Below are 22,929 nucleotides of genomic sequence, written 5' to 3'. Positions count from 1 at the left end.
CACGGCACTGCGACGGCTCTTCGCGGTCGGGGAGAGGTGGCTGCCGGGCACCGTCAGCTGCCGGGTACCGGTCGGTGGACGGGCACCGGTCAGTGGCCGGGCAGGGTGGGCTGGACGCGCCGGAGGAAGGTCGCGTTGTCGGGGGCCTCGCGCATCCGCTCCAGCAGCGTCTCCAGGCCGGACTGTCCCTGCCGGGACCGCAGCACCCGCCTCAGACCGCGTGAGGCCGACAACTCAGCGGGTGTGAGCAGCAGTTCCTCACGGCGGGTGCCGGACGGGACGATGTCGACGGCCGGGAACAGCCGGCGGGACGCCGCTTCACGGCTCAGCCGGAGCTCCATGTTGCCGGTGCTCTTGAGCTCCTCGAAGTAGAACTCGTCGGCGCGGGATCCGGTGTCCACCAGGGCCGAGGCGAGAATCGTGAGCGAACCGCCCTCTTCGGCCCGGCGTGCGGCACCGAAGAACCGCTTCGGCCCGATCAGCGCCGAGGTGTCGACCCCGCCGCTCATGGTGCGGCCGCCGGAGGTGGCGGCATTGTTGTACGCCCGGCAGAGCCGGGTCAGCGAGTCGAGCAGGATGACGACGTCCTCGCCCGCCTCGACCAGCCGCTTGGCCCGCTCGATCACCAGTTCGGCCAGGGCGATGTGCTGCTTGGCGGGCCTGTCGAAGGTCGAGGCGTACACCTCGCCGTGCACCGAGCGCCGCATGTCGGTGACCTCCTCGGGGCGCTCGTCGAGCAGCACCACCATCAGGCGGCATTCGGGGTGGTTACCCGCAACGGCTGCCGCGAGCTGCTGGATCAGCACGGTCTTGCCGGTCTTCGGCGGGGCCACGAGCAGGCCTCGCTGCCCCTTGCCGACAGGGGCGAGCAGATCGACGACGCGCCCGGCCAGACCGGACGCGGGGTGCTCCAGGCGCAGCCGCTCCTGCGGGTGAAGCGGCGTCAGGTCCCCGAAGCGGGGCCGGCCGCGCAGCGCTTCGGGGGTACGGCTGTTTATCCGGGTGATCTCGGTCAGGCCGCTCCGGTTGTCGCACAGGCCCTCGGTCAGGTCGCCCTTGCGCAGGCCGTACCTACGAAGCATGGCGGGGGAGACGGCGGGGTCGGAGGGGGAGGGCAGACAGGTGCCGGTCCGCAGGTGCCCCTTCCCGGCCGCGTCGATGTCGAGGACGCCGCTGACGTGCCGGGGCTGCTGCCGGACGGAGGGGCGGTCGAGCATGGGAGTGGTCATGGGGTCGGTCCTTTCGTGGACGACTGGGAGGGAAGGGATACACGCAGGGAAGGGGAGAACCGCGCACAGGGGGGCGCGTCCAGCGCCCGGGGCGGTGGGAACAGCACCTTGGCCACGGCGTGAAGCCCGCTCACAAGGTGATGTGGGAAAGCCGGACAGCCGGCCCGAAACGACGGGCGGAACGGCGTGCCGATGAGAATTCGAGGAAGAACTGGCACCGACGCCCGTATCGGGGCGCTAAACGAGTGCTCAGTGCACTGTATCACGGGGTAACGGGGTAACGGGGTAACGGGGTAACGGGGGTGCAGGGGTGCGGGGTCACGGGGTATGCGCGTGCGAGAGGGAGCCGGAAAGGGCCCGCCGGAGGCGACCGGCGGGCCCCGGGGCAGGGCTGGGGAAGCGGTTCAGGCCGAACGGTCCTGCGCGGCACGTGCGATCTGGTCGAACTTCGCTTCCATGGCCGCCTGGAGCGCCTGCGCGCCCGACAAGGGGCGGACCATCACGGTGAGTCGGTCGATGCGGCCGTCGTCGTCGACGTGGATGATGTCGCAGCCCTCGACCTCGCGGTCGCCCACGCGAGCGGTGAACACGAGGACGTGGTCACGGCCGTTCGCGTCATTGACCTCCCGCGCATAGCGGAAGTCCTCGAAGACCTCCGCCACCGCGTGCAGGATCGCCGCGGTGACCGGCCTGCCGGTGTAGGGCTTGAAGACGACCGGACTGGAGAAGACGACATCCTCCGCCAGCAGCGCTTCGGCGGCGTCCATGTCGTGCGCCTCCACGGCCTCACGGAATGCCCGCATCACAACTCCTCACAGTCAACGGATCGCAGTGCACACGAGGTTAGCCCCATGGCCGGCTCCTGGGTCCAAGGGCTGTCCCGTGATCCCTGGCGGGCGCGCGACGCCGGCTACGGCACCTCGCCGCGTTGTCGGAACGTCCACATACATCCAGTATCCGGACGCCCCTCCGTCTTGCGATGCACCGCATCCGACGCCGCGCGCTGGTCCACCACGGATCACGGGACAGCCCTTACGACCTCACCCGCGACAGCGAGCGGGCTCCCGACGCCCTGCTGCTTCGCCTCCGGCGTGGTCGTCGGTCGCGATGGCTCCGCCATCACTCCCTCCTCCGCCTCGGATGCGAAGCCGCATGACGCCGCTCGCTGATCCACTCCCATCGCGGGTGAGGTCGTTAGGCTGATCCGATGTTCAGCCCCGAAGGCCCCCGCCTGCGCGAACTCGCCCTCCAGGCGCTGTCGTCCGTGGAACGCGGATACGACCTCCTCGCGCCGAAATTCGACCACACCCCCTTCCGTACACCCGACTCGGTGCTCGATGCCACCGCCGTGGCGCTGCGGAGATGGGGACCGTTCGACTCCGGGCTCGATCTGTGCTGCGGCACCGGCGCGGGCACGGACGTTCTGGCGAAGGTGTGCCGCCGGAGCGTCACCGGCGTCGACTTCAGCGCGGGCATGCTCGACGTCGCGCGCGAGCGGACCAGGCCCGAAGGGCCGACGGCCCGCTGGGTGCGGGCGGACGCACGGGCGCTGCCGTTCGGGCCGGCCTTCGACCTGGTGGTGAGTTTCGGGGCGTTCGGCCACTTCCTGCCGAGTGAGCTGCCAGGGCTGTTCGCTCAGGTCCACCGCGTGCTGCGGCCCGGGGGACGGTTCGCCTTCCCGGTGGTCGCCCCGCCCCGGCCGGGCTCGCTCGAGCACGGGATGCTTCTGGGCTTCGACGTGGTGATGCGGGTGCGCAACGCGGTGTGGCGCCCGCCGTTCGTCATGTACTACCGCGCACTGCGCTTCGGTGCTCTCCGGCGCGAGCTGGACCGGGCCGGATTCCGGGTCGAACTCCACCCACTGCCCGAATTCGGGCAGCGGCCGGACGGCAGTCCCCGGGTCCGCCTGGTCGTCGCCGAGCGGCCCCGGGGGCGGCGGGTCGCCCGCGGGCCGTCCGCCGTGCCGGTCAGACCGCGGCGGGCAGGGTGAACTCGTATACCAGCGCGTCCTGCTGGGCGTCCACGATCAGCTCGGTGATCTCCAGCGGCCGGGCGTACTGGTCGCGCACCCGGCGGGTGACCCGAACGGAGGGCGTGCCCGCGATCCGGGTGATCGTGTCGCGGTGGTGCAGTGTCAGCCCGGCCCTGCGCAGCCAGTCGTAGGCGCGACGCAGCTCCGCGGCGGTGGCGCCGTCGGCCCGGTAGCGGTAGCGCGCCAGCTCCTCGGCCTCGGCGAGCGCGACGCTGGAGAACGAGGTCACGGCCGTCCGCAGTTCGCACCCGTCGGCCGACGCGGACCAGTAGCGGTGCACCAGGGTCGGCCGGGAGGGCGCCAGAGCCAGCGCCTCGGCGTGCCCCGGTGGTGGAGACTCCCAGGACACGGTGGCCCGTGCCATCACGTCCCGGCCGACGTACCGCGCGCCGACCGGGAAGGCGAGCGCCGCAGGCGTCTCCACCGGCGGCCCCTTCAGGGTGGCATGGCTGCCCCGCCGGTCGGTGGCGACCAGGCCGTCGCGGCGCAGCACCTCCAGCGCCTGTCGTACGGTCTCCCGGCTCACCCCGAAGTGCTCGGCCAACTGCCGCTCACCGGGGAGCCGTTCGCCGGGCGGAATGGCTCCGTCGTGCAGCTCGCCGAGTAACTCTGTCGCGATCCGCCGGTAGAGCGGCTCATCCTCGGGGTGTGCGGGGCTGGGCGGTGCGGTGGATGGAAAGGCATGCGGAGGGTCGTGCGGGGTGGTGCGGGCCATGCCGCGCCTCCTGTTGGTGACGTTCCGTAGTGGCGTGGGCTCGTTGCGCCACCACATCTACCATTGGTCTAAACCAGCAGGGAAGGGTAATCCGTGAGTTCGGCCGAAACGGGACCGGGGCGAGGCCTGCCGCGCGGTGCCGTGGGGGAGGGCGCGTGCGGTGCGGCGACAGCCGAGTTCCCTTGTCCGGGAGCCGAAGGGGATGCGGGAGCCGCCGAAGCCGTCCTGTCCGAAAGTCCGTGGTCCGGTCCCTCAGATGTACGAACGCATCCAGTGGAGCTGGGTAGCCTCCTGGAAGGGGCCACCGCCCTCGTGGTCATTGAAGTCGTACACCTCGATCGACTTGTCGTCGTGCGTCCAGGCGTTGAACGCCGCGAAGACCGTCGAGGGCGGGCAGGTCTGGTCCTCGAGGCCCGTCGAGAACAGCGCGGGTGCCGAGCCGTGGGCGGCGAAGTGCACGCCGTCGAAGTAGGACAGAGTGCGCAGGGCGTCCCCGGTACGGCCCCGGTGGGTCCTGAGGTAGAGGCCCACCTCCCGGTACGGGTGCCGGTCGGTGAGCGTCGCCGCCCGCGGGAAGTCGCACAGGAACGGCACGTCCGGGGCCACCGCCGCGAGGTCCGGGACCAGGCCGCCCACCGCGAGGGCGATGCCGCCGCCCTGACTCGAGCCGAGTACCGCGGTGCGCGCCGCGTCGGTCAGGGGGTGGGAACGGGCGGCCTCCACCGCGCGCACCGCGTCCGTGAACACCCGGCGGTAGTAGTAGTTCTCGGGCGCGTCGATGCCGCGCGTCATGAACCCGGGGTACGCGGGCGCGCCGCCCACCGGGTCCGCGGTGTCACCGCCGCCGCCCCAGGCGCTGCCCTGGCCCCGGGTGTCCATCACGAAGTGCGCCCGGCCCGTCGAGGCCCACAGCAGATGCTCGTGGGGCAGCCCGCGGCCACCGCCGTAGCCGATGAACTGCACGACCAGCGGCAGCGGCGCCTCGGCCCCGACAGGCAGCGTCAGCCAGCCCTTGACCGGATGGCCCCCGAACCCGGCGAACGTCACGTCGAAGACCCGCACCGTGGACAGGCCCGTGTCGACCGGCTCGAAGCGGGCGTCCAGATCGTGCTCGCGCGCCTCCGCGAGGGTTCCGGTCCAGAACGCCTCGAAGTCCTCCGGTGCCGTGGACGCGCTCCGGTACTCGCGCAGCTCGTCGAGGGGAAGGTCGAACAGGGGCATGAGGAACCGCCTTTGTGCCGGGACAGTACGAAGCGATCACACCGTACGTGGGTCGTCGGAGCGCCCGCCAGACCCTGCGCCGGACTCGGTCCTCACGTACGCAAGGAAAGAAGAGACGCAGGTAAAAGATGTGGAAAGCGCTTGCCTTGGCCGGGTCCGGAACGGTAGTCCCGCCGGGTCCGGAACGGTAGTCCGGCCCGGCCCGGCCCGGCCCGGCCCGGCCCGGCCCGGCCCGGCCCGGCCCGGTCGGGTGGCGTGGTGGCGGTGGCGGTGGTGGTGGTGGTGGTGGTGGCGCCGGCCCGGTGAGCGGTGCGGGTCAGCCGAAGCGCTCGATGCGGATGCGGTCCACGGGCTGTCCGGCCGCGACGAGCAGCCTGGAGGCGTGCTCGGCGAAGGAGTTGGAACCGCACACATAGGCCTCCCACCCACCCGGAGGGGCTTCAGCCAGGAGCGGCGCCACATGTGCGGCCGCCATACGTCCCACGGCCGTGCCCTCCGGTGCGCTCCGGGTGAACACCCGCAGGGTCTCCGCGCCGAACTCGTCCCCGTAGATCAGCTCCTCGGGACTGCGCGCCGACACCAGCAACCGCAAGGGCAGCGACAGACCCCGGGCCCTGTGGTGCCGCACCATCGACATCAGCGGGACGACGCCCGAGCCGGCGCCCACCAGCAGCGCGGGCCGGTCGCCCGGCCAGGCGAAGAAGCCGCTCAGCGGGCCGCGGACCTCGACCCGGTCACCGGGCCGGGCCACCGAGTGGAACCAGCCCGACACCTCGCCGCCCGCCACATGGTCCAGGGTCAGCTCGATGTGCCCCGAGTCGTCCGGCGCGGACGCGATCGAGTAGTGGCGCTGGGCCACATAGCCGTCCTCGGCGGTCAGCCGCAGCAGCAGATGCTGGCCGGGCACATGCCCCGGCCAGCCGGGCACGGCGAAGCGGAAGGTCGCGGCGCGCGGGGTCTCGCGACGGATACCGGTCAGTGTCGCCGTCCGCCATACCGAGGCCGTCTGCGCGCTCACTCCGATGCGTCCGGGCACGGCGAACCGTGTCGGAGGGGTGAACAACGCCGACGAGGCCTCCGCCTGCCGGTTCCCGGCCTCCTGCGGCTGCGCCGCCCGCCCGGTCACCTCAGTCATTTCCGTCGTCTCCGTCACCGGAGTACCGCTGTTCCTCCCAGGGGTCGCCCCGCGGGTGGTAGCCGTTGCCCTCCCAGAAACCCGGCTCGTCATGGTCGAGGAGACGCAGGCCCGCGATCCACTTGACGCTCTTCCAGAAGTACAGATGGGGCACGATCAGCCGGGCCGGGCCGCCGTGCTCGGACGGGAGCGGCCGGCCGTCGTACTCCCAGGCGATCCAGGCACGCCCGCCGGTCAGGTCCGCGAGCGGCAGGTTCGCCGTGTAGCCGGTGTGCGAGTAGGCGACGACATGGGTGGCGGGCCCATGGGGCCGGACGACATCCCAGAAGGCGTCCAGGGAGACGCCCCCGAACCGCACCCCGAACTTCGACCAGCTCGTCACACAGTGGATCGCGCCCTCGTACGCGGAGGCCGGCAGGGTGTGGGCCTGCTCCCAGCTCCAGGTGCGGGGCTCCGCCACCAGCCCGTCGATCCGCAGCGCCCAGTCGGCGGGCGCGAGGTCGGGCGTGACCTCGGCGGAGAGTACGGGCCATTCGTCGCCCGCGTCGTACTGGCCGGGCGGCAGGCCGGGATTGTGCACGCGGGGGCGGCCGGTGAAGCCGCGGGTGATGTTCACGTGATCGGCGTTTCCGTTGCGAGTGGTGCTCAGGTGGTTCCGGGCTCAACCGTACGGGGTGTCCGGGAACGCCCGCACATCTGTCTCGCCCGCCCGTCGGCCCGCCTGCCTGCCGTCCGCTCCGCGATCCCGCCGGCCCCGGGGAAAGTGCCGGACGGGCGGTGACGTCCTCGGGTACTGTTGCGGTCCGGCTGCGGAGGGTCCCAGCCGTCGACGGCCGAGGGGGTGAGACCCATTACCGCTGTGTCAGGTCGGGTGCTCTCACCACGAAGTGACGCGGATCACCCCCGGTAGGTGACCGCGGGAGCACCCTTCGGCTCTCGAAAGGCTCCTGCCGCCATGCCGTCCCACTCTTCCCGCGCTGTCTTCTCATTCCCTTCTTCCCCGCCCCTCGCTCCGTCCGCACCCGCCGCACAGGAATCCGTCGTGGCCGCGCTGCGCGCCGCGGGCTGTGTCTTCGCCGAGGCCGAGGCCGAACTGATCCTCGCCGCCGCTCCCACCCCGGACCACGTGACCGGGATGGTCGAGCGCAGGGTCCGCGGGCTGCCCCTCGAACTCGTCGTCGGCTGGGCCGAGTTCAGCGGACGGCGGATCACCGTGGTCCCCGGCGTCTTCGTGCCCCGGCGCCGTACCGAGTTCCTGGTGGCGCAGGCACTCGCGCAGGCACCCGACGCGGCCGTCGTCGTGGACCTGTGCTGTGGTTCGGGTGCCGTCGGCGTCGCCCTGGCCGGCGGCCTCGGCACGGTCGAACTGCACGCCGCCGACATCGACCCGGCCGCCGTGCGCTGCGCCCGCCGTAATGTCGCGGACGTCGGCGGCCTGGTGCACACGGGGGACCTGTTCGAGGCACTGCCCGCCAGGGTGCGCGGCCGGGTCGACATCCTCGCGGCCAATGTGCCGTACGTGCCCAGCGACGAGATCGGCCTGCTGCCCGCGGAGGCCCGCGACCACGAGCCGCGGGTCGCGCTCGACGGCGGCGCGGACGGGCTCGACGTGCTGCGCAGGGTGGCCGCCGGAGCCCCCGACTGGCTGGCGCCCGGGGGCTGTCTCCTGGTGGAGACGACCCGCCGCCAGGCGCCCGCGGCTGCCGCGGCCTTCACCGGTGCCGGACTGCGGACCCGCCTGGCCGTCCCGGAGGAGGAGTACGTCCATGTCGTGATCGGCGTCAGACCGTAGCTCCGTCCGACGCGGCGGGACGGCCCGGGGACGCGGGGCCGCCGGGCAGGGTCGCGCGGGCGATGAGCAGGGCCACGTCGTCGAAGTTGTCGGGCTCGTGCAGGGTGCGCAGCAGCAGGTCGCACGTCTCCTCGAGGGAGCGGTCGGGCCGGCCGTCCAGCAGCGCGAGCAGGTGGTCGAGGCGCTCGTCCAGCGAGTGGTGCCGGGTCTCGACCAGGCCGTCGGTGTACAACACCAGCCGGTCGCCCGGCTCGAGTCCCACGACGGTGGTCGAGAACTTGACGCCGCCCACCCCCAGCGGCACCCCGGTCGGCAGGTCGAGCAGCTCCGGGGTGCCGCCGGCCCGGACCCGCACCGGTGGCAGATGCCCCGCGTTGGCGATCAGACACTGCCGTTCATGGGGATCGTGGACGACGTAGAGGCAGGTGGCGATGGCGTCCTCGAGCTCGCCGACGATCCGGTCGAGGTGCTCCAGGAGCACCGCGGGATCGAGGCCGAGCGAGGCCAGCGTGTTCGTCGCCGTGCGCAGCCGCCCCATGGTGGCCGCCGCGGGGATGCCGTTGCCCATCACGTCTCCCACGACGAGGGCCGTCCTGTCGCCGTCCAGCGGGATCACGTCGAACCAATCGCCGCCCACCTCGTTGGTGGCCCCCGCCGGCTGGTAGCGGGAGGTGACCTCGAGCCCGCCCGTCACCGGCGGATGGCTGGGCAGCAGGCTGCGCTGCAGGGTGAGCGCGGAGTCGCGGGCGTTCTTGTACCAGCGGGCATTGTCGATCTGCACCGCCGCTCGGGCGGCCAGCTCCCGGGCCAGCAGCAGATCGTCCTCGTCGAACGGCAGCGGGTTGCCGGTGCGCTTGAGGTCGAGCGCACCGAGCACCTCACCGTGCGCGATCAGCGGTACCGCCAGATACGAGTGCACACCCGCCCGGTCCAGTAGTTCGGCCGCCTCGGCGGACCGGGCGACCCGGGGCAGATCCTTGTCCTTGACCTGCGGCAGCATCACGGGCAGGCCGGTGCGTACGCATTCGGTGACGAACCGGTCCGGGCCGTACCGGGCCACCCGGCCCGGCGGATCGGCGGCCAGCAGGGCGTCCCCCGAGCCGGCGCCCGTGCCCTGGACCGCCAGCGCCCGGATCACCGCCGACTCGGACGGGCCGAGGGTGCTCCGACGGCCCAGCACCACCGTGTCCAGCAGGTCCACGGCGGCCACGTCGGCCAGCTCCGGCACGGCCACATCGGCCAGCTCACGGGCCGTACGCTCCAGGTCGAGCGTGGTGCCGATCCGAGCCGAGGCGTCGGCCACGACGGCCAGCCGGCGCCGGGCCTGTTCGGCCTCGAGGCCCGCCCGGTGCTGCTCGGTGACGTCCACCACGGAAAGGGCCACGCCGAGCACCGAGCCGAGCGCGTTCTCCAGCCGGAACAGGGAGGTGGTCCAGGCGTGTTCCTCGTCGGGATCGGCCGGGGTCCGGCCGATCATGAACTGGTCGACGACCGGTTCCCCGGTGTCCAGGACCCGCCTCGCCGCGGCCTCGACGGCGTCGATCTCCAGGTGCGGAAGTACCTCGGGCATCGTGTGACCCAGGTGTTCCTCGACCGGGACGCCGTTGATCCGTTCCAGCGCCGGGTTGACCGAGACGTACCGCAGATCCGTGTCCAGGACGGCCAGCCCGATCGGGGACTGGGCGACGATCCGGGTGGACAGCGCCACGTCCTGCTCCACCTGGCGCACGGTCGACTGGTCGACCGCGAGGCCGAGGGCGTAGACGCCGCCCTGGTCGTCGGTCAGCCGCACATTGCGGAACTCCACGAGCCGGGTACTGCCGTCCTTGCGCCGGATGGGGAACGCCCCGGCCCAGCTCTGCCCGGTCCGCATGACCTCGGAGAACAGTTTGACCACCAGGTCCAGATACTGTTCGTGCACCATGATCCGGGCGGCGTACTGGCCCAGCGCCTCCTCGGTGCCGTAACCGAAGAGCTCCTCGGCCTGAGGGCTCCACAGCACGATCCGGCCCTGGGGGTCCAGCACCACCGAGGCCACGCGCAGCACATCGAGCAGTCCGCTGGGACGGACCGGCCCGGGGGCCACTCCGTCGCCGTCGCCGTCGCCCTCGCTCTCGCCCTCGCTCTCGCCCAGGGGTGACCCGGCTGAACTCATCGCACGCCCCGCCTTCGCCGATTTCCACGGCACACCGTGATGTCCCTGCATCACTTGTTCTACCGCGCGTGGGGGCGATTTTCCGCCTCTCCGGCTGTCTCCTCCACCTTCTTTTTCCTTCCGTCGGGTGCCCCGCGATCCCGTGGGCACGCCGGTCGTGCGCGGGGAGTGCGCCTGTGCGTGTGCGTGTGGGTGTGCGTGCGGTGCTTGGGCGGGGGAGCGCGGGGTACGCCGTGTGGCAGGCCCGGCAAGGCACGGCAAGGACGTGGCCGAGGTACGGCAGGACGCGGCAAGGTGTCGCGACGAGCAGGACGCGGCAAGGCGTCGCGACGAAAGGAGCGATCACGATGGGCAGCGAGCGACCGCACCCGGAATCCGTCTCGGTCGAGCTCAGCGGGTGCGACAGGCACGACGCACAGATCGTGTTCGACACACTGGGCGCGTACTTCACGTCCGACCGGCGCTCCGGCGACGTGCCGGAGGAGTTCTCCGGGATCCGCCCGACGGTGTGGCTCGGCACGTTCGACGTCGCCGACCCGCACGAGGGCGGAGCCCGCCCGGACGACCCGGTCCGGCTGGCGTCCTCGGTCGAGGCCGACCTGCAGGGCGGTTACTGGGCGGTCGACCGGTTCCGCACCACCCTGGAATCCCTGTTCACGGTGCGCGACCTGAGCACGGTCTCCGGCGACCAGGAGGAGGAGCTGCACGTCCGCCTCGAAAGCCGGTGACCGCCGAAAGGAACGGGACGACGGGACGTCAGCACGGCCGGGCGCCTCCGGCCGTGCGCGTCACCGCACCGGTGTGCCCTCCACCACGTTTTTGCAACTAGTTGCAAAAACGGGTGCGCGTCCTCTACAACAGAGGGACGACACCGCGCACGGAGGGCCCGATGAGCCGTTACCCGCACCTGCTGACCCCCCTCGACCTGGGCTTCACCACCCTGCCCAACCGGGTCCTCATGGGCTCCATGCACGTAGGCCTGGAGGAGGCGGAGAACGGCTTCGAGCGCCTTGCCGAGTTCTACGCCGCCCGTGCCCGAGGTGGCGTCGGCCTTATCGTCACCGGCGGTATCGCACCCAACGACGAGGGGCGGACCTTCGAGGGCGGCGCGAAGCTCACCACCGACGAGGAGGCGGAGCGGCACCGCGTCGTCACCGAGGCCGTGCATCGTGAGGGCGGGCGCATCGCCCTGCAGATCCTGCACGTCGGCCGGTACGCCTACCACCAGGACCTGGTCGCGCCCAGCCCTCTCCAGGCGCCGATCAGCCCCTTCACGCCCCGCGAACTCACCGACGCGGACATCGAGCGCACCATCGACGACTACGTCCGTACCGCCCGCCTCGCCCGGCAGGCCGGCTACGACGGCGTCGAGATCATGGGCTCCGAGGGCTATCTGATCAACGAGTTCATCGTCGCGCAGACCAACCGGCGCACCGACCGCTGGGGCGGCTCGTACGAGAACCGGACGCGCTTCCCCCTCGAGATCGTCCGTCGGGTGCGTGAGGCGGTCGGCGAGGACTTCATCGTCGTCTACCGGCTCTCCATGCTGGACCTCGTGCCCGGCGGCTCGACCCTGGACGAGGTGATCACACTGGCCCGCGCCGTCGAGGCGGCCGGCGCCACGATCATCAACACCGGCATCGGCTGGCACGAGGCCCGCATCCCCACCATCGCCACCTCCGTACCGCGCGGCGCCTACACCTGGGTGACCAAGCGGCTGATGGGCGAGGTCTCGGTCCCGCTCGTCACCACCAACCGGATCAACACCCCCGAACTCGCCGAGCAACTGCTCGCCGAGGGACACGCCGACATGGTGTCGATGGCCCGTCCGATGCTCGCCGATCCCGACTTCGTGGCCAAGGCCGCGGACGGCCGGCCCGAGGCGATCAACACCTGCATCGGCTGCAACCAGGCCTGTCTGGACCACACCTTCAACCTGCAGATCACCTCCTGCCTGGTCAACCCGCGCGCCTGCCACGAGACCGAGCTGGTGCTCTCCCCGACCAGGCGCCGCAAGCGCGTCGCGGTCGTCGGCGCCGGTCCGGCAGGCCTGGCCTGCGCCGTCAGCGCCGCCGAACGTGGCCACGACGTCACCCTGTTCGACGCCGCGAGCGAGATCGGCGGCCAGCTCAACGTCGCACGCAAGGTCCCCGGCAAGCAGGAGTTCGACGAGACCCTGCGTTACTTCCGCACCCGGCTCGCCGAACTGGCCGTCGACGTACGCCTGGACACCCGGGCCACGGCCGACGACGTGGCCGGCCACGACGAGGTCGTCGTCGCCACCGGAGTCACCCCGCGCGTCCCCGACCTCCCCGGCGTCGACCACCCGAGCGTGCTCGGCTACCTCGACGTCCTGCGCGACGGCGCCCCCGTCGGAGACCGGGTCGCCGTCCTCGGCGCGGGCGGCATCGGCTTCGACGTAGCCGAGTTCCTCACCGACGGCGGCGACAAGGCGCACGAAAACCCCGAGACGTACTTCCGCCGGTGGGGCGTCGACATGGACCACCGCACGCCCGGCGGCCTCACCGCACCCGAGCGGCCCGCCCCGCCGCGCACCGTCCACCTGCTCCAGCGCAAGACGACCAAGGTCGGTGCCGGTCTGGGCAAGACCACCGGGTGGATCCACCGCACCGAGCTGAAGCACCGCGGTGTCACCATGGTCCCCGGCGTGCGCTACGACCGTATCGACGACGCGGGTCTGCACCTCACCGTCGACGGCGAGAGCATCGTCCTGGAGGTGGACACGATCGTCCTGTGCACCGGCCAGGAACCGCGCCGTGACCTGTACGAGGAACTGGTCTCGGCCGGACGCCCCGTCCACCTGATCGGCGGCGCCGACGTGGCCGCCGAACTGGACGCCAAGCGGGCCATCAAGCAGGGCACGGAGGTGGCGGCGGCTCTCTAGGAGAGTCCTGTGCCGTCCCTAGGATGGGGCCCATGTCACTCCCGCACGCGATCCTCACCGCCTTGCTCGAGAAGCCGTCGTCGGGGCTGGAGCTGACCCGTCGCTTCGACAAGTCGATCGGATACTTCTGGTCCGCGACGCATCAGCAGATCTACCGCGAGCTGGGGAAACTGGAGGGCGAGGGCCTGATCCGGGCGCTGGCCGCCGGACAGCCCGCCCGCGGGCAGAAGAAGGCCTACGAGGTCCTGCCCGCGGGCCGCGTCGAACTGGCCCGCTGGACCTCCACGGCGCAGGACCCCAAGCCGATGCGCGACGCGCTGCTGTTGCGGCTGAGGGCGGCGGCGGTGGTCGGGGCCGGGGGCCTCGAGGCCGATCTGCGGCGCCATCTGGAACTGCACGAAAGGCAGCTGGCGGAGTACCAGGAGATCGAACGGCGGGACTTCCCGCCCGGCAGGGACGCCCCGGACGACCGGCTCCGGCATCTGGTGCTCCGGGCCGGTATCGACCTGGAGACCTTCTGGACCGGGTGGCTCGGGCACGCGCTCGAGGAATTCGCAGAGATCGCGGAGTCCACGGAAAACGCGGACCTCACGGAAAACGCGCAGAGCACGAAGGACACACAGAGCACGAAGAGCGCGGAGCGCGAGGAGAACACAGTGCTGCCGGACGCTCAGCGGGCCGACCCCCCGCGGGCCCCCGCCCGCACGGAACCGTCCGACTCCGGGCGTGCGGAATCGGACGGTTCGGGCCCCGGAGGAGTGTGACGCCGGCCGCCCGACCGGAGCGCGTCGGACGTGGTGGCGACCGGCGCCGTCTCAGAACCGGTCCGGCTTGTTGCGACGGCGCAGGTACCAGACCGTGGCGACGAGACCGGTACCGACGAGCGCGCCGCCCGCCACCAGCGTCACCGTTCCGTAGTCCGTGGAACTGCCGCCGATGCCACCCATCACCCCGAGGGACGGTGAGGGCGAGGCGGCGACCGACGGACTGGGAGAGGGAGGGTCGGCGGGGGAGACGATGATGGACTGGGTGCCCGCGGTGGTCCCGTTCGAGCACATCACGATCACCGTGTGGGTGCCCGAGCCGACGCCCGACCAGGCGGCGGACTGCCCCGACCCGGTTCCGGACAGGGCGGCCTGACGGCCCTGGGAGAAATTCGACTGGTCGGCGGCGAGCAGGGACGCGGTGCCCCAACTGCCGTTGAGCTGGGCGCACGCGGTGGTCGTGACGGAGACGGTCGAACCGGTCGTGCTCACGGAGATGCCGGGACCCGAGGCGGCCGGACCGGCCAGTACCAGGGGCAGCGCGGCGGCGGCTGCGACGGTCAGGCCGGAGCGGGTCAGAAGCTTCGAGTAGCGCATGTGAACTGCCTCCCGGCGGCACGGCCGGCGGTACATCCCTTGCACCGCCGAGGGTCGGGGAGCGCCCGTGCTGCCACGCGCCCAGCCAACGCGCACCCGGCCCGCGTCGCATTCCGGCCGCCGCCGGGCAGGTGACGACGGCCCTCGCCCGGTGAACCCGCCCGTCGAGTGACGCCGGACCGGACCCGGCTCGGTCCCGGCTCGGCTCGGTTCCGGCTCGGTCCCGGCTCGGCTCGGACCCGGACCGGACCCGGCTCGCCCTGCCTGCCCGGCGGGGCCCGGTCCCGCTCAGCGCCCCGGGCCCGTCGTCACCGTGCGCTCCGTGGAGAAGCCGCCCCAGGTCCCGTCCGGCAGCCTGGCCCGGATCCGCACTCGATGGCTGACCCCCGCCTCACGTCCCGCGTAGAAGCTGTATGTCGCCCGGTCGCGCGGTGCCTGGCCGCCGTAGACGACGGAGGTGGCCGGGTGGCCGTCCAGGTGTACCTGGTATTCCGTGATCATCCCGTCCACGCGCGGCGGTACCCAGCTGAGGTCGATGTGGTACGCCCCCTCGGACCGGTGGCTCGAGGCACGGAGGCCGGTGGGCGCCGCGGCGCGGCCGGTGCCGCTGCCCGGGGTGGTCAGGCGGAGGGGAGCGCCGGGAGGAGACAGGTTGCCGGCCGCGTCCCGCGCCCGGATCGTGAAGGAGTAGCGGGTGCCCGGTCGCAGCCCCGTCACCACGGTGGCGGTCTGACGTCCGCCGACACCGTGGATCTTCGTTTCTCCCTGCTGGATGTCGTATGACAGGACACCCCGGTCGTCCGTCGAGGCGGACCAGCTCAGCTGGACGGCCCTGCTGCCGACCGCCTTGCCGCGGAGGCCCGAGGGACGGCTGGGCGCGGACCGGTCGGCGGCCGTGGCCGTAGGTGTGGTCGCCCGCACCTCCTGGCTGCGGGGCCCGAGCCGCCCTTCCGCGTCCCGCGCCCGCACGGTGAAGGCATACGTGGTGGAGGGCCGAAGCCTGGTGACATCCACCATGTGCTCGGAAGCGGGTACTTCTTTGACCTTTGTGGTGCCCCGGTACACCTCGTACCGGCTCACCCGGGCGCTCGCGGCAGCGACGGTGTTCCACATGACATGCACACTCGTGGAGCTGCCGGCCTCGGCCGTGACGCCCGCCGGAGCCCCTGGTGGCTGCCCGCCGTCCCCGTCCCCGGTCACGGATCCACCGCCGCCGCAGGAGACGACCAGGAGAAGCACGAGTGTGAGTACGCCGCAGAGCAGGAGCGGTGAACGGAGCGCGCTACCACGCCATGTGAGAGGACGGCGGGAGGGGACGGCAACGGTGACAGGAATGCCTCGCACGACTCTGCCTCCCGACGGCACACAGGAATGGTCCGGACCAATACCCGATTCCATGGTGACGCGAATGACGCGACCGCATCAAGAGGGCGGTGTGGCGGCTCGGGGCGCGTACCGCCACCGGCGCCGACTCGGGCACCCGGCCCCATTGCCGGGCAGCCGAACGTGCACCGTACGGCCCTGTTGCGGTGGCCACGCCAGGGGGCCGGGGTGAGATGGGGCCGAGTGCCCGTCAGCGTCCCCCACGAGAGGCCCGCAAACCGTGATCCCTGTCCAGTCGCTCGCACTGGCCGTGGCCGGCGTCACCGTGCTCGCCCCCACGATGCTCCACAGCACCCCTTTCCAGCAGGCCCGCACTCAACCACCGGCCGTGCGACAGGGCGGCTCCGTCAGCGCCGTCGACCTGCTGGCCGAGGTGCGTGACTGCACCCCCGTCTCCCACGGCAAGTACCGGAGCGACCAGGGCGCCTCCGCCACCATTCCCGTCTGCGGCACCGACGAGGTCGTGTTCTGGAAGGCCGACATGGACATCGACTGCGACGGACAGCCCGGCATCCGCTGCAACACCGCCACGGACCCGTACTTCTCCGCCTCCACCGCGTTCGCACAGTCCGACGGCCGTCCGCTGAACTCCGAAACCCTGCCCTACGTGGTGGTGCCGGTGCCGAGCACGCTCTGGGACTACCGGGCGCACGGCGTCCGGGGCGGCTCGGTGGTGGCCGTCGTGTACGGCGACCAGGTGCAGTACGCGGTCGTCGGCGACACCGGCCCCGCGGGCATCATCGGTGAGGCGTCCTACGCGACGGCCGAAGCACTCGGCATCGATCCCGACCCACGAAGCGGCGGCACGTCCTCCGGTGTCACCTACATCGTGTTCAAGGGCAGCCGGGTGACTCCCATCGAGGACCGGAAGGCCGCAGTGGCGGCGGGGGAGGCACTGGCCCAGCAGTTCGTGAACGGCGGCTGAGCCGAACCACCACACCCGGCGGCCTGAACCCGGGCCCGCCGGGGTCGGCGGGAAGTGACGGGCGGGGAAGTGACGGGCGGCGAAAGTGCCCGCCCGTCACTTCCCGCCGCAACCGTGCTCGTCAGGTCTTCCGGTACGTGTACGCCTCCGCCGCCGCGGCCTCCACCGCCGCGAGGTCCGCTCCCGTCGAGGCCGTGACCACCGCGGCGACCGCGCCCTCCAGGAACGGCGCGTCCACCAGCCGGGTGTGCTCCGGGAGATCGTCGCCCTCGGCGAGCAGCGCCTTCACGGTGAGCACCGCGCTGCCGAGGTCGGTCAGGACGGCGACCCCGGCGCCGCGGTCGACGGCCGCGGACGCGGCGGCGATGAGTTCGGCGCTCGTACCGAGACCGCCGTTTTCCGTGCCGCCCGCCGGGGCCACGGGCACCGTACTGCCGGCGCCCGCCAGTTGTTTCGCCAGCTCGGCCACCGACGCCGCCACCTGAGCACTGTGCGACACCAGGACGATGCCCACCAGCTTCCCGTCGTCACTCACCGGACACCTCCCCGGCCTCGTAGGTACCGGAGGCACCGGAGGTGTCGGAGGCCTCGGCCAGGCCTGCGATCAGCAAGGCCGCCGAGGTGGCTCCGGGGTCCTGGTGTCCGATGCTGCGCTCGCCCAGGTAACTGGCCCGGCCCTTGCGGGCCCGCAACGGTGTCGTGGCCACCGCGCCCTCCTCGGCGGCGGCCCGCGCCGCGACGAAGGAGTCGCCGAGCGCGTCCACCGCGGGCACCAGCGCGTCGATCATCGTCTTGTCGCCCGGTGCCGCGCCCCCGAGCTGCCGTACCGCGTCCACCCCGGTGCGCAGTGCCTCGGCCAGCTGCTCCCTGCTCACCTCGGGGGCGTCACCGAGCGCCTTTCCGGTGCGGCGGAGCAGCGTCCCGTACAGGGGCCCGGAGGCGCCGCCCACCGTCGAGATCAGCAGCCGACCGGAGCGGGTCAGTACCTCCCCGGGCGTGGCGGGCGGCTCCTTGTCCAGCGCGGCCCGCACCGCGCTGAACCCGCGCTGGAGGTTGCTGCCGTGGTCGGCGTCCCCGATGGGCGAGTCGAGAGCGGTGAGCCGCTCCGCCTCACGGTCGACGGTGGCGGAGGTGACCGCCATCCAACGGCGGAAGAAGTCGGCGTCGAGCACTGGAACTCCTTGTGTACTGGGCACTGTGACCAACCAACCCGGTGTCCCTCACATGCCCCAGCGCAGTCCCGGGGTCCTCACCGGCGCATCCCACAGCCGCAGCGTCTCCTCGTCGATCTGGCACAGGGTGACCGAGGCGCCCGCCATGTCGAGTGACGTCACGTAGTTGCCGACGAGCACCCGGGCGACGGGGACACCACGCTCGCCGAGCACCCGCTGCACCTCGGCGTTGAAGCCGTACAGCTCCAGCAGCGGGGTCGCACCCATGCCGTTGACCAGGACCAGGACCGGATTGCGCGGGGTGATGTCGGCCAGGATCGCGCCGACGGCGGCCTCGGCGATCTCACTCGAGGTCATCATCGGCCGCCGCTCCCGGCCCGGCTCGCCGTGGATGCCGATCCCCAGCTCCAGCTCACCCGCCGGCAGGTCGAAGGTCGGGCTGCCCTTGGCCGGCGTGGTGACGGCGGTCAGGGCCACACCGAAACTGCGGGAGTTCTCGTTGACCTGCCGGGCGAGAGCCTCCACCCGCTCCAGCGACTGTCCCTCCTCGGCGGCCGCGCCCGCGATCTTCTCCACGAACAGCGTCGCACCGGTGCCGCGCCGGCCCGCGGTGTAGAGACTGTCGGTCACCGCGACATCGTCGTCGACCAGCACCTTCGCGACCTGGATGCCCTCGTCCTCGGCCAGCTCGGCGGCCATGTCGAAGTTGAGCACGTCGCCGGTGTAGTTCTTCACGACGAAGAGCACTCCGGCCCCACTGTCCACGGCAGCCGCCGCCCGCACCATCTGGTCGGGCACGGGAGAGGTGAACACTTCTCCGGGACAGGCCGCCGAGAGCATCCCGGGCCCCACGAACCCGCCGTGCAGCGGCTCGTGCCCGGAACCCCCGCCGGAGACCAGACCCACTTTCCCGGCCACGGGAGCGTCCCGCCGGACGATCACCCGGTTCTCCACGTCCACCGCAAGCTCGGGATGCGCCGACGCCATCCCCCGCAACGCATCAGCGACCACGGTCTCCGGCACATTGATCAACATCTTCACGGGTACCTCCTAGGGAGCTTAGCAGGTGGGCCTTCCACCTGCGTCTTTGCTGGTCAGAGCAGGTAGGGGAAATTATCGATCTTGACGGTCCGTGGCGGCCGGAAGCGGGCTGTGGCGGTACTGATGCTGACTTAATGCTGACTTTGATGACGGGCCGTCAGGTCTGCTGGATGGTTGGACGCGGGCCGGCTGAAGTCCTCTTGTCTGAAGTATTGACCTTGCAGGAGCGAAGGTCACGTACGCGGGCGCCCAGGTGCGCCCGGAAGGTGGGATGGACCGCGATGAGGACGGGCCCACAGCCGACGCGGCGGTGCCGGGGAGAGGGTCTGCCGCGAAATTCAGGAAGAGAACGCTCGCATCTCTTGGTGATCCGGTGTGCGAAAACCTCGGCTCCGACGATCCCGGCAGCTCATCAAAACCGAAGTGCTTCCCTTATCGGTCCGGCATGTGCATCACCGAGTCCTTCGCCGGGCTCGGCGCGAACCGGGTGCACGACGGCTCGCCCCGGCACCGTCGGGTCGCCGGCGTGCTTGAAGCGACGCCGGCCGAGCCGCACGGCGGCCCTGCTCAGCCCCGGAATTCTTCCGCAGGCTCATCGACCACCGGATGAGCCCTGCCGACGCCCTCACCACGGGGCCGGACCGGCCGACCGCGCTACGCCGGCTCGATCAAGCACTCGTCCGGGAAGGTTTCGAAGCGTTCTACGCTGCCGATGGACGATGCTGTCTCCGCCGCCTCGGGACGAAGACCGGCCCGGCCCTGGCGGCACACCCGCACCGCCCCTTCACTGCTGCAGAGGCGCATCGCCATGCCGACCTTGCCGCGTACCTCGACGGGTGCAGTGAGGACGAGCTCCTCGAGGAAGCGCTGCTTCCACTGTCGGCGGGGTTGCGTCTTCTTGGTCAACTCCGGACCTGGGACTGGTGATGCAGATGTGGGGAGCCACCCCGCATGCGCGGGGACCACGCGAACGACGGCAGCACTGGGGGCATGTCATCGGGATCATTCCTGGATGCGCGGAGATCACGCCTCGAACATGATCCAGTTGTTCTGGAACTGGATCGGACGGTCGCAGGAAGAGATCGTACAGGCGCGTAGGGACTGGATGGAAGGGTCGAGATTCGGGGAGGTGAAGGGGTACCACGGGGACCCGCTGCCCGCGCCCGAGCTGCCGCCGACGCCTTTGAAGCCGCGGGGAAGGGCCCGTTGACCTGCGGAAATAACTGATCATTCGGTGCTGGGTGGGTGACGTGCTATCGGTGCTGTCTCCCGCTCGGAGGCCGCTCGCGGGGGAGCAGGTGCGTGTGCCGCAGCTACGGTTTCCGGCGCTGGGCGGTTTCAGGGTCTGGCTGTCTGTGGGCGGCTGTGGCAGGACTCTTGCTAACCCTTTGCTAACTCTACTGACGCGTCATCAGGTGCTGTCGGTGGCTCGCGTTCTACCTTTACGGGTGTGGGGTGGTCATCGTCGGGCTGAGTGGTCACCGGATGGATTCCGACTTGGCGGGCGACCGAGTTGCACCCAGGGGGCAGGACCTGGCGCTCGGCCTGTCGTCTTGTAGCAGTTCCACAAGGCGTGAGTGTCTGTGGCAGTGAGCGATCTCGGTGCTGCTTGCCGGCGGGGGATGCCGTCTCGGATTGTTCCCGGCAGGTTCTTCGTCTGCTGGTGGTACAGGCGGTACAGCCTTCTGACCAGCGAGGATGTCGGTCCGACGGGTTCAAGGTGGGGAGTTGGCCCGCGTATGGTCCGGATCTTGACTGATGCCGATCTCGGGGCGGCAGGTCTGTTGGAGTGGCCGCATCCGCCTGCCCCGCGTTGACGGTCCCACCTGGCGCAGGTTGGATAGACCGTCCACGGGCGTCCAGCCACTCCAGCGCGGGCACGAAACCACAGGTCAGGGCCTCCTGGTCCGGTAGGGTCCGCCCAGTTCGTGATACCTGAGTGATAGCGGGTGATAAGGCGAAGCCCCGCCAGGAACCACCCTGACGGAACCTCTGCGCTGAGCCGTGGTCTGCGCTCTCGTGCTGGTCCTCATCGGCGACACCGCTACCGGCCGTACGGACTCCGGTGTCATCGCCCGTGCCGGTCTCGTCGCGCATCTCGTGTAGCAGCCCGCGGTCGCCTCCGACGCGGTCCCCTTTGCGTCTCCAGGTCATGGCGGAGCCACGGTGACGATGAAGTCGATACTGCCATCGACATCCTCGGAGCCGGGGGAGTGGATGCAGGATGCAGCCGAGGAGGCCGGCCAGGCCGTGGCGTGCCCGTGGCCGGGTGAACCGTTCGAGCCAGTGGGGAAGCTGTCGGTGGAAGCGTGGTGGCGGGCGGTGTCGCAGCCGATTGCGCACCCCTGGCGGCGTGACCGGAGTACTGAGGGTGCGGCCGAGACGAGCAAGGGGGATCTCGGCCTCGCTGGTGAGCGGTGACGTCGGGCGGGGATCTCTGGGAAATCGGCACCACTCTCGGCGCCCTCGGTACAACCGGGGAGGCTCTATCGTCGCCCCGGAAAGGCCATACCACCATCGTCGACATTCGCATCGACCTGGTGGAGTTGCCACGTTGGGCTGCCCGGCGAAACTCGTGTCGCCGGACCGACGGGGACAAGCCGATCTACACAGCGCGTGGACCGGGACAGCGCCCGACAGGCCCTCGGCGGCGTCCACACCGCGGCGGTGAATGTGCAGCGGCCGTAGGGTGCCCGGCGGCCGTCCATGCCTCAGCCCTCGAGGAGATCACCCTGGGAGAGGATTCCCGGCATGTAGCCTCTGGCAGGGGACAGATCCCGCCAGTCGAGGTCCCCCTCCTCCACGGACACGGCTCGCCAGTCGTCCTCCTCGTTCATGCTGCGGAACGCCTCGTGCAGGAAGTCGGGGAGCACCTCGCTGTCCCGACGGCCCGGGCGGCGCCGGTCCTCAGGAACCGTCAAGTCTGCCGCGAAAAGAGTGCCGTCGATGTAGAGCGTGCGCTCCTGGCGAGGCCGGTGGCGGGCGAGCAGGCCCAGGATGTCGTCGCGAAGGCCCGCGATTTCGTTGCGTCGAGCTGCCCGTTCCACACGCTGCAGCACCGGCGCCAAGACCCCGAGCGTCACGCCGAGCGCCGCGAAGCCAGCCACAACGTAGTCGCCCAGAATGAGTGGTTCCTGATGGGCGAAGGCGTCCAGGAACGGCGTGTAGTAGGCCAGTACATGTAGGTCCGGGTCGACGGGAAGGTCTACGGCGCGAGGGTCGGCTGTGTCCGGGTCGATCGCCGTCAGACGCATGGGGCTATGGGGGGAGGAGAAGTGCACCGCGCTCGTGTATGCGATCTTCGGCACTTCGCCCTTGATGGTCTTGACTGTCCTCTTCTGTTCCTCCATGGCTTCGCGCAGCTTCTTCGTCAGCGGGCCTGAGCGGCCCTTGGCTTCCGCGACGACATAACCGCCGACGGTCCGCTCTCCGAAGAAGTCCGCCCGGCTCTGGCCGGGGGCGAAGGTGAGGTTGTAGGCGGAGGCGTAGCGGGCGACGTGCATGAAGAACCGGACGGATAGCTGCCTCTCGGCGAAGATCTGGCACATGGCCTGCCCCAGGGTGTAGGACAGCATGCCCTTCTCGGAGGGGTCGAGTTCGCGGGCGAGGTCGGTGCGTGTGATGCGGCGGACCGGATCATCGCTCCAGCTGAGATAGGCGGGCAGTACCGCCACCCTGTGGCACCACTCGTACGCCGATGACCTCCCGTGCTTGGTTTGGTCGTACGGGGCCCTGCCCGTGATGAACAACGCGCGCGCCAAGTCTTGCGGCAGGACTGGCAGATCCTGCTCGACGGGGACTCCGGTACTGGCCGGGAAGAGCGTGGCATCGGTGCGCACGTGCGCGGGGCCATTGAAGAACAT

The 22,929-nt window shown here is 71.0% G+C and carries 19 protein-coding genes and 3 pseudogenes; 8 read left to right on the top strand and 14 right to left on the bottom strand.

Features of this window, described 5'->3' with window-relative positions; genetic code table 11:
* Positions 1-89: 89 nt before the first annotated feature.
* On the bottom strand, positions 90-1,229 hold the full coding sequence (gene rho, locus V4Y04_RS03325) for a transcription termination factor Rho (RefSeq protein WP_332425701.1): 1,140 nt from the start codon (positions 1,227-1,229) through the stop codon (positions 90-92).
* 404 nt (positions 1,230-1,633) lie between these two features.
* Complete coding sequence (locus V4Y04_RS03320; protein ID WP_332425699.1) at positions 1,634-2,032, bottom strand: nuclear transport factor 2 family protein; 399 nt, start codon at positions 2,030-2,032, stop codon at positions 1,634-1,636.
* A 404-nt stretch (positions 2,033-2,436) separates the two neighbouring features.
* On the opposite strand from V4Y04_RS03320, the gene V4Y04_RS03315 reads away from it, so the two are divergent.
* A complete protein-coding gene (locus V4Y04_RS03315) occupies positions 2,437-3,219 on the top strand; it encodes a class I SAM-dependent methyltransferase (RefSeq protein ID WP_332425698.1) in 783 nt (260 codons plus the stop codon).
* Here the strand turns inward: V4Y04_RS03315 and V4Y04_RS03310 are convergent.
* From V4Y04_RS03310 to V4Y04_RS03295, 4 genes are all read right to left on the bottom strand, one after another.
* Positions 3,197-3,976, bottom strand: a complete 780-nt coding sequence (locus tag V4Y04_RS03310) for a GntR family transcriptional regulator (RefSeq protein WP_332425697.1) — start codon at positions 3,974-3,976, stop codon at positions 3,197-3,199. The two genes, V4Y04_RS03315 and V4Y04_RS03310, sit on opposite strands and share 23 nt — an antisense overlap.
* Before the next feature lie 252 nt (positions 3,977-4,228).
* Entirely contained in the window at positions 4,229-5,197 is a 969-nt protein-coding gene (locus tag V4Y04_RS03305; protein ID WP_332425695.1) for an acetylxylan esterase, read from the bottom strand.
* Between the two features lie 316 nt (positions 5,198-5,513).
* On the bottom strand, positions 5,514-6,233 hold the full coding sequence (locus tag V4Y04_RS03300) for a ferredoxin reductase (RefSeq protein ID WP_332432692.1): 720 nt from the start codon (positions 6,231-6,233) through the stop codon (positions 5,514-5,516).
* 91 nt (positions 6,234-6,324) lie between these two features.
* The gene (locus V4Y04_RS03295; protein WP_332425693.1) at positions 6,325-6,948 is read right to left on the bottom strand and encodes a sulfite oxidase-like oxidoreductase; all 624 of its coding nucleotides are present in this window, start codon (positions 6,946-6,948) and stop codon (positions 6,325-6,327) included.
* Between the two features lie 339 nt (positions 6,949-7,287).
* On the opposite strand from V4Y04_RS03295, the gene V4Y04_RS03290 reads away from it, so the two are divergent.
* Positions 7,288-8,124 carry a putative protein N(5)-glutamine methyltransferase gene (locus V4Y04_RS03290; RefSeq protein WP_332425692.1) on the top strand — a complete coding sequence of 279 codons (837 nt, stop codon included), beginning with the start codon at positions 7,288-7,290 and terminating at the stop codon, positions 8,122-8,124.
* On the opposite strand, the gene V4Y04_RS03285 is transcribed toward V4Y04_RS03290, so the two are convergent.
* Positions 8,114-10,279, bottom strand: coding sequence for a SpoIIE family protein phosphatase (locus V4Y04_RS03285; protein WP_332425691.1), 2,166 nt, complete (start codon positions 10,277-10,279; stop codon positions 8,114-8,116). The two genes, V4Y04_RS03290 and V4Y04_RS03285, sit on opposite strands and share 11 nt — an antisense overlap.
* Before the next feature lie 347 nt (positions 10,280-10,626).
* Between V4Y04_RS03285 and V4Y04_RS03280 the strand changes: the two genes are divergently transcribed.
* The 3 genes and pseudogenes from V4Y04_RS03280 to V4Y04_RS03270 form a co-directional block, all read left to right on the top strand.
* Positions 10,627-11,007: a hypothetical protein gene (locus V4Y04_RS03280; RefSeq protein ID WP_332425690.1), complete on the top strand. Its 381-nt coding sequence runs from the start codon at positions 10,627-10,629 to the stop codon at positions 11,005-11,007.
* 161 nt (positions 11,008-11,168) lie between these two features.
* A complete protein-coding gene (locus tag V4Y04_RS03275; RefSeq protein ID WP_332425689.1) occupies positions 11,169-13,184 on the top strand; it encodes an NADPH-dependent 2,4-dienoyl-CoA reductase in 2,016 nt (671 codons plus the stop codon).
* Between the two features lie 32 nt (positions 13,185-13,216).
* Positions 13,217-13,750: pseudogene (locus V4Y04_RS03270) on the top strand (PadR family transcriptional regulator); the annotation flags it as partial.
* Between the two features lie 249 nt (positions 13,751-13,999).
* Here the strand turns inward: V4Y04_RS03270 and V4Y04_RS03265 are convergent.
* Both V4Y04_RS03265 and V4Y04_RS03260 read right to left on the bottom strand, forming a co-directional pair.
* Complete coding sequence (locus tag V4Y04_RS03265; RefSeq protein ID WP_332425688.1) at positions 14,000-14,545, bottom strand: hypothetical protein; 546 nt, start codon at positions 14,543-14,545, stop codon at positions 14,000-14,002.
* A 288-nt stretch (positions 14,546-14,833) separates the two neighbouring features.
* Entirely contained in the window at positions 14,834-15,889 is a 1,056-nt protein-coding gene (locus V4Y04_RS03260) for a fibronectin type III domain-containing protein (protein ID WP_443079940.1), read from the bottom strand.
* Positions 15,890-16,151: 262 nt separating this feature from the next.
* Here V4Y04_RS03260 and V4Y04_RS03255 point away from each other — a divergent pair, with 262 nt between their 5' ends.
* A complete protein-coding gene (locus V4Y04_RS03255) occupies positions 16,152-16,853 on the top strand; it encodes a glycoside hydrolase family 75 protein (protein ID WP_332432690.1) in 702 nt (233 codons plus the stop codon).
* A 121-nt stretch (positions 16,854-16,974) separates the two neighbouring features.
* Here the strand turns inward: V4Y04_RS03255 and dhaM are convergent, their stop codons facing one another.
* The 4 genes from dhaM to V4Y04_RS03235 form a co-directional block, all read right to left on the bottom strand.
* A complete protein-coding gene (dhaM, locus tag V4Y04_RS03250; protein WP_332425687.1) occupies positions 16,975-17,388 on the bottom strand; it encodes a dihydroxyacetone kinase phosphoryl donor subunit DhaM in 414 nt (137 codons plus the stop codon).
* Positions 17,381-18,025, bottom strand: coding sequence for a dihydroxyacetone kinase subunit DhaL (gene dhaL / locus V4Y04_RS03245; protein WP_332425686.1), 645 nt, complete (start codon positions 18,023-18,025; stop codon positions 17,381-17,383). The genes dhaM and dhaL overlap by 8 nt, the downstream gene beginning before the upstream one ends.
* A gap of 48 nt (positions 18,026-18,073) precedes the next feature.
* Positions 18,074-19,066, bottom strand: coding sequence for a dihydroxyacetone kinase subunit DhaK (dhaK, locus tag V4Y04_RS03240; protein WP_332425685.1), 993 nt, complete (start codon positions 19,064-19,066; stop codon positions 18,074-18,076).
* Positions 19,067-19,720: 654 nt separating this feature from the next.
* Positions 19,721-19,972 (bottom strand): hypothetical protein, encoded by a 252-nt coding sequence (locus V4Y04_RS03235; protein ID WP_332425684.1) that lies wholly within the window; start codon positions 19,970-19,972, stop codon positions 19,721-19,723.
* Positions 19,973-20,111: 139 nt separating this feature from the next.
* Between V4Y04_RS03235 and V4Y04_RS03230 the strand changes: the two are divergent.
* A pseudogene (locus V4Y04_RS03230) lies at positions 20,112-20,276 on the top strand (pirin family protein); the annotation flags it as partial.
* Positions 20,277-21,262: 986 nt separating this feature from the next.
* Positions 21,263-21,487 (top strand): annotated as a pseudogene (locus tag V4Y04_RS03225) (MBL fold metallo-hydrolase); the annotation flags it as partial.
* Between the two features lie 290 nt (positions 21,488-21,777).
* Here V4Y04_RS03225 and V4Y04_RS03220 read toward each other — a convergent pair.
* Complete coding sequence (locus V4Y04_RS03220; RefSeq protein ID WP_332425682.1) at positions 21,778-22,929, bottom strand: hypothetical protein; 1,152 nt, start codon at positions 22,927-22,929, stop codon at positions 21,778-21,780.

The sequence above is a fragment of the Streptomyces sp. P9-A2 genome (assembly GCF_036634175.1).
Taxonomy (GTDB): Bacteria; Actinomycetota; Actinomycetes; order Streptomycetales; family Streptomycetaceae; genus Streptomyces; species Streptomyces pratens.
This window is presented reverse-complemented; position numbering and strand designations above follow the sequence as displayed.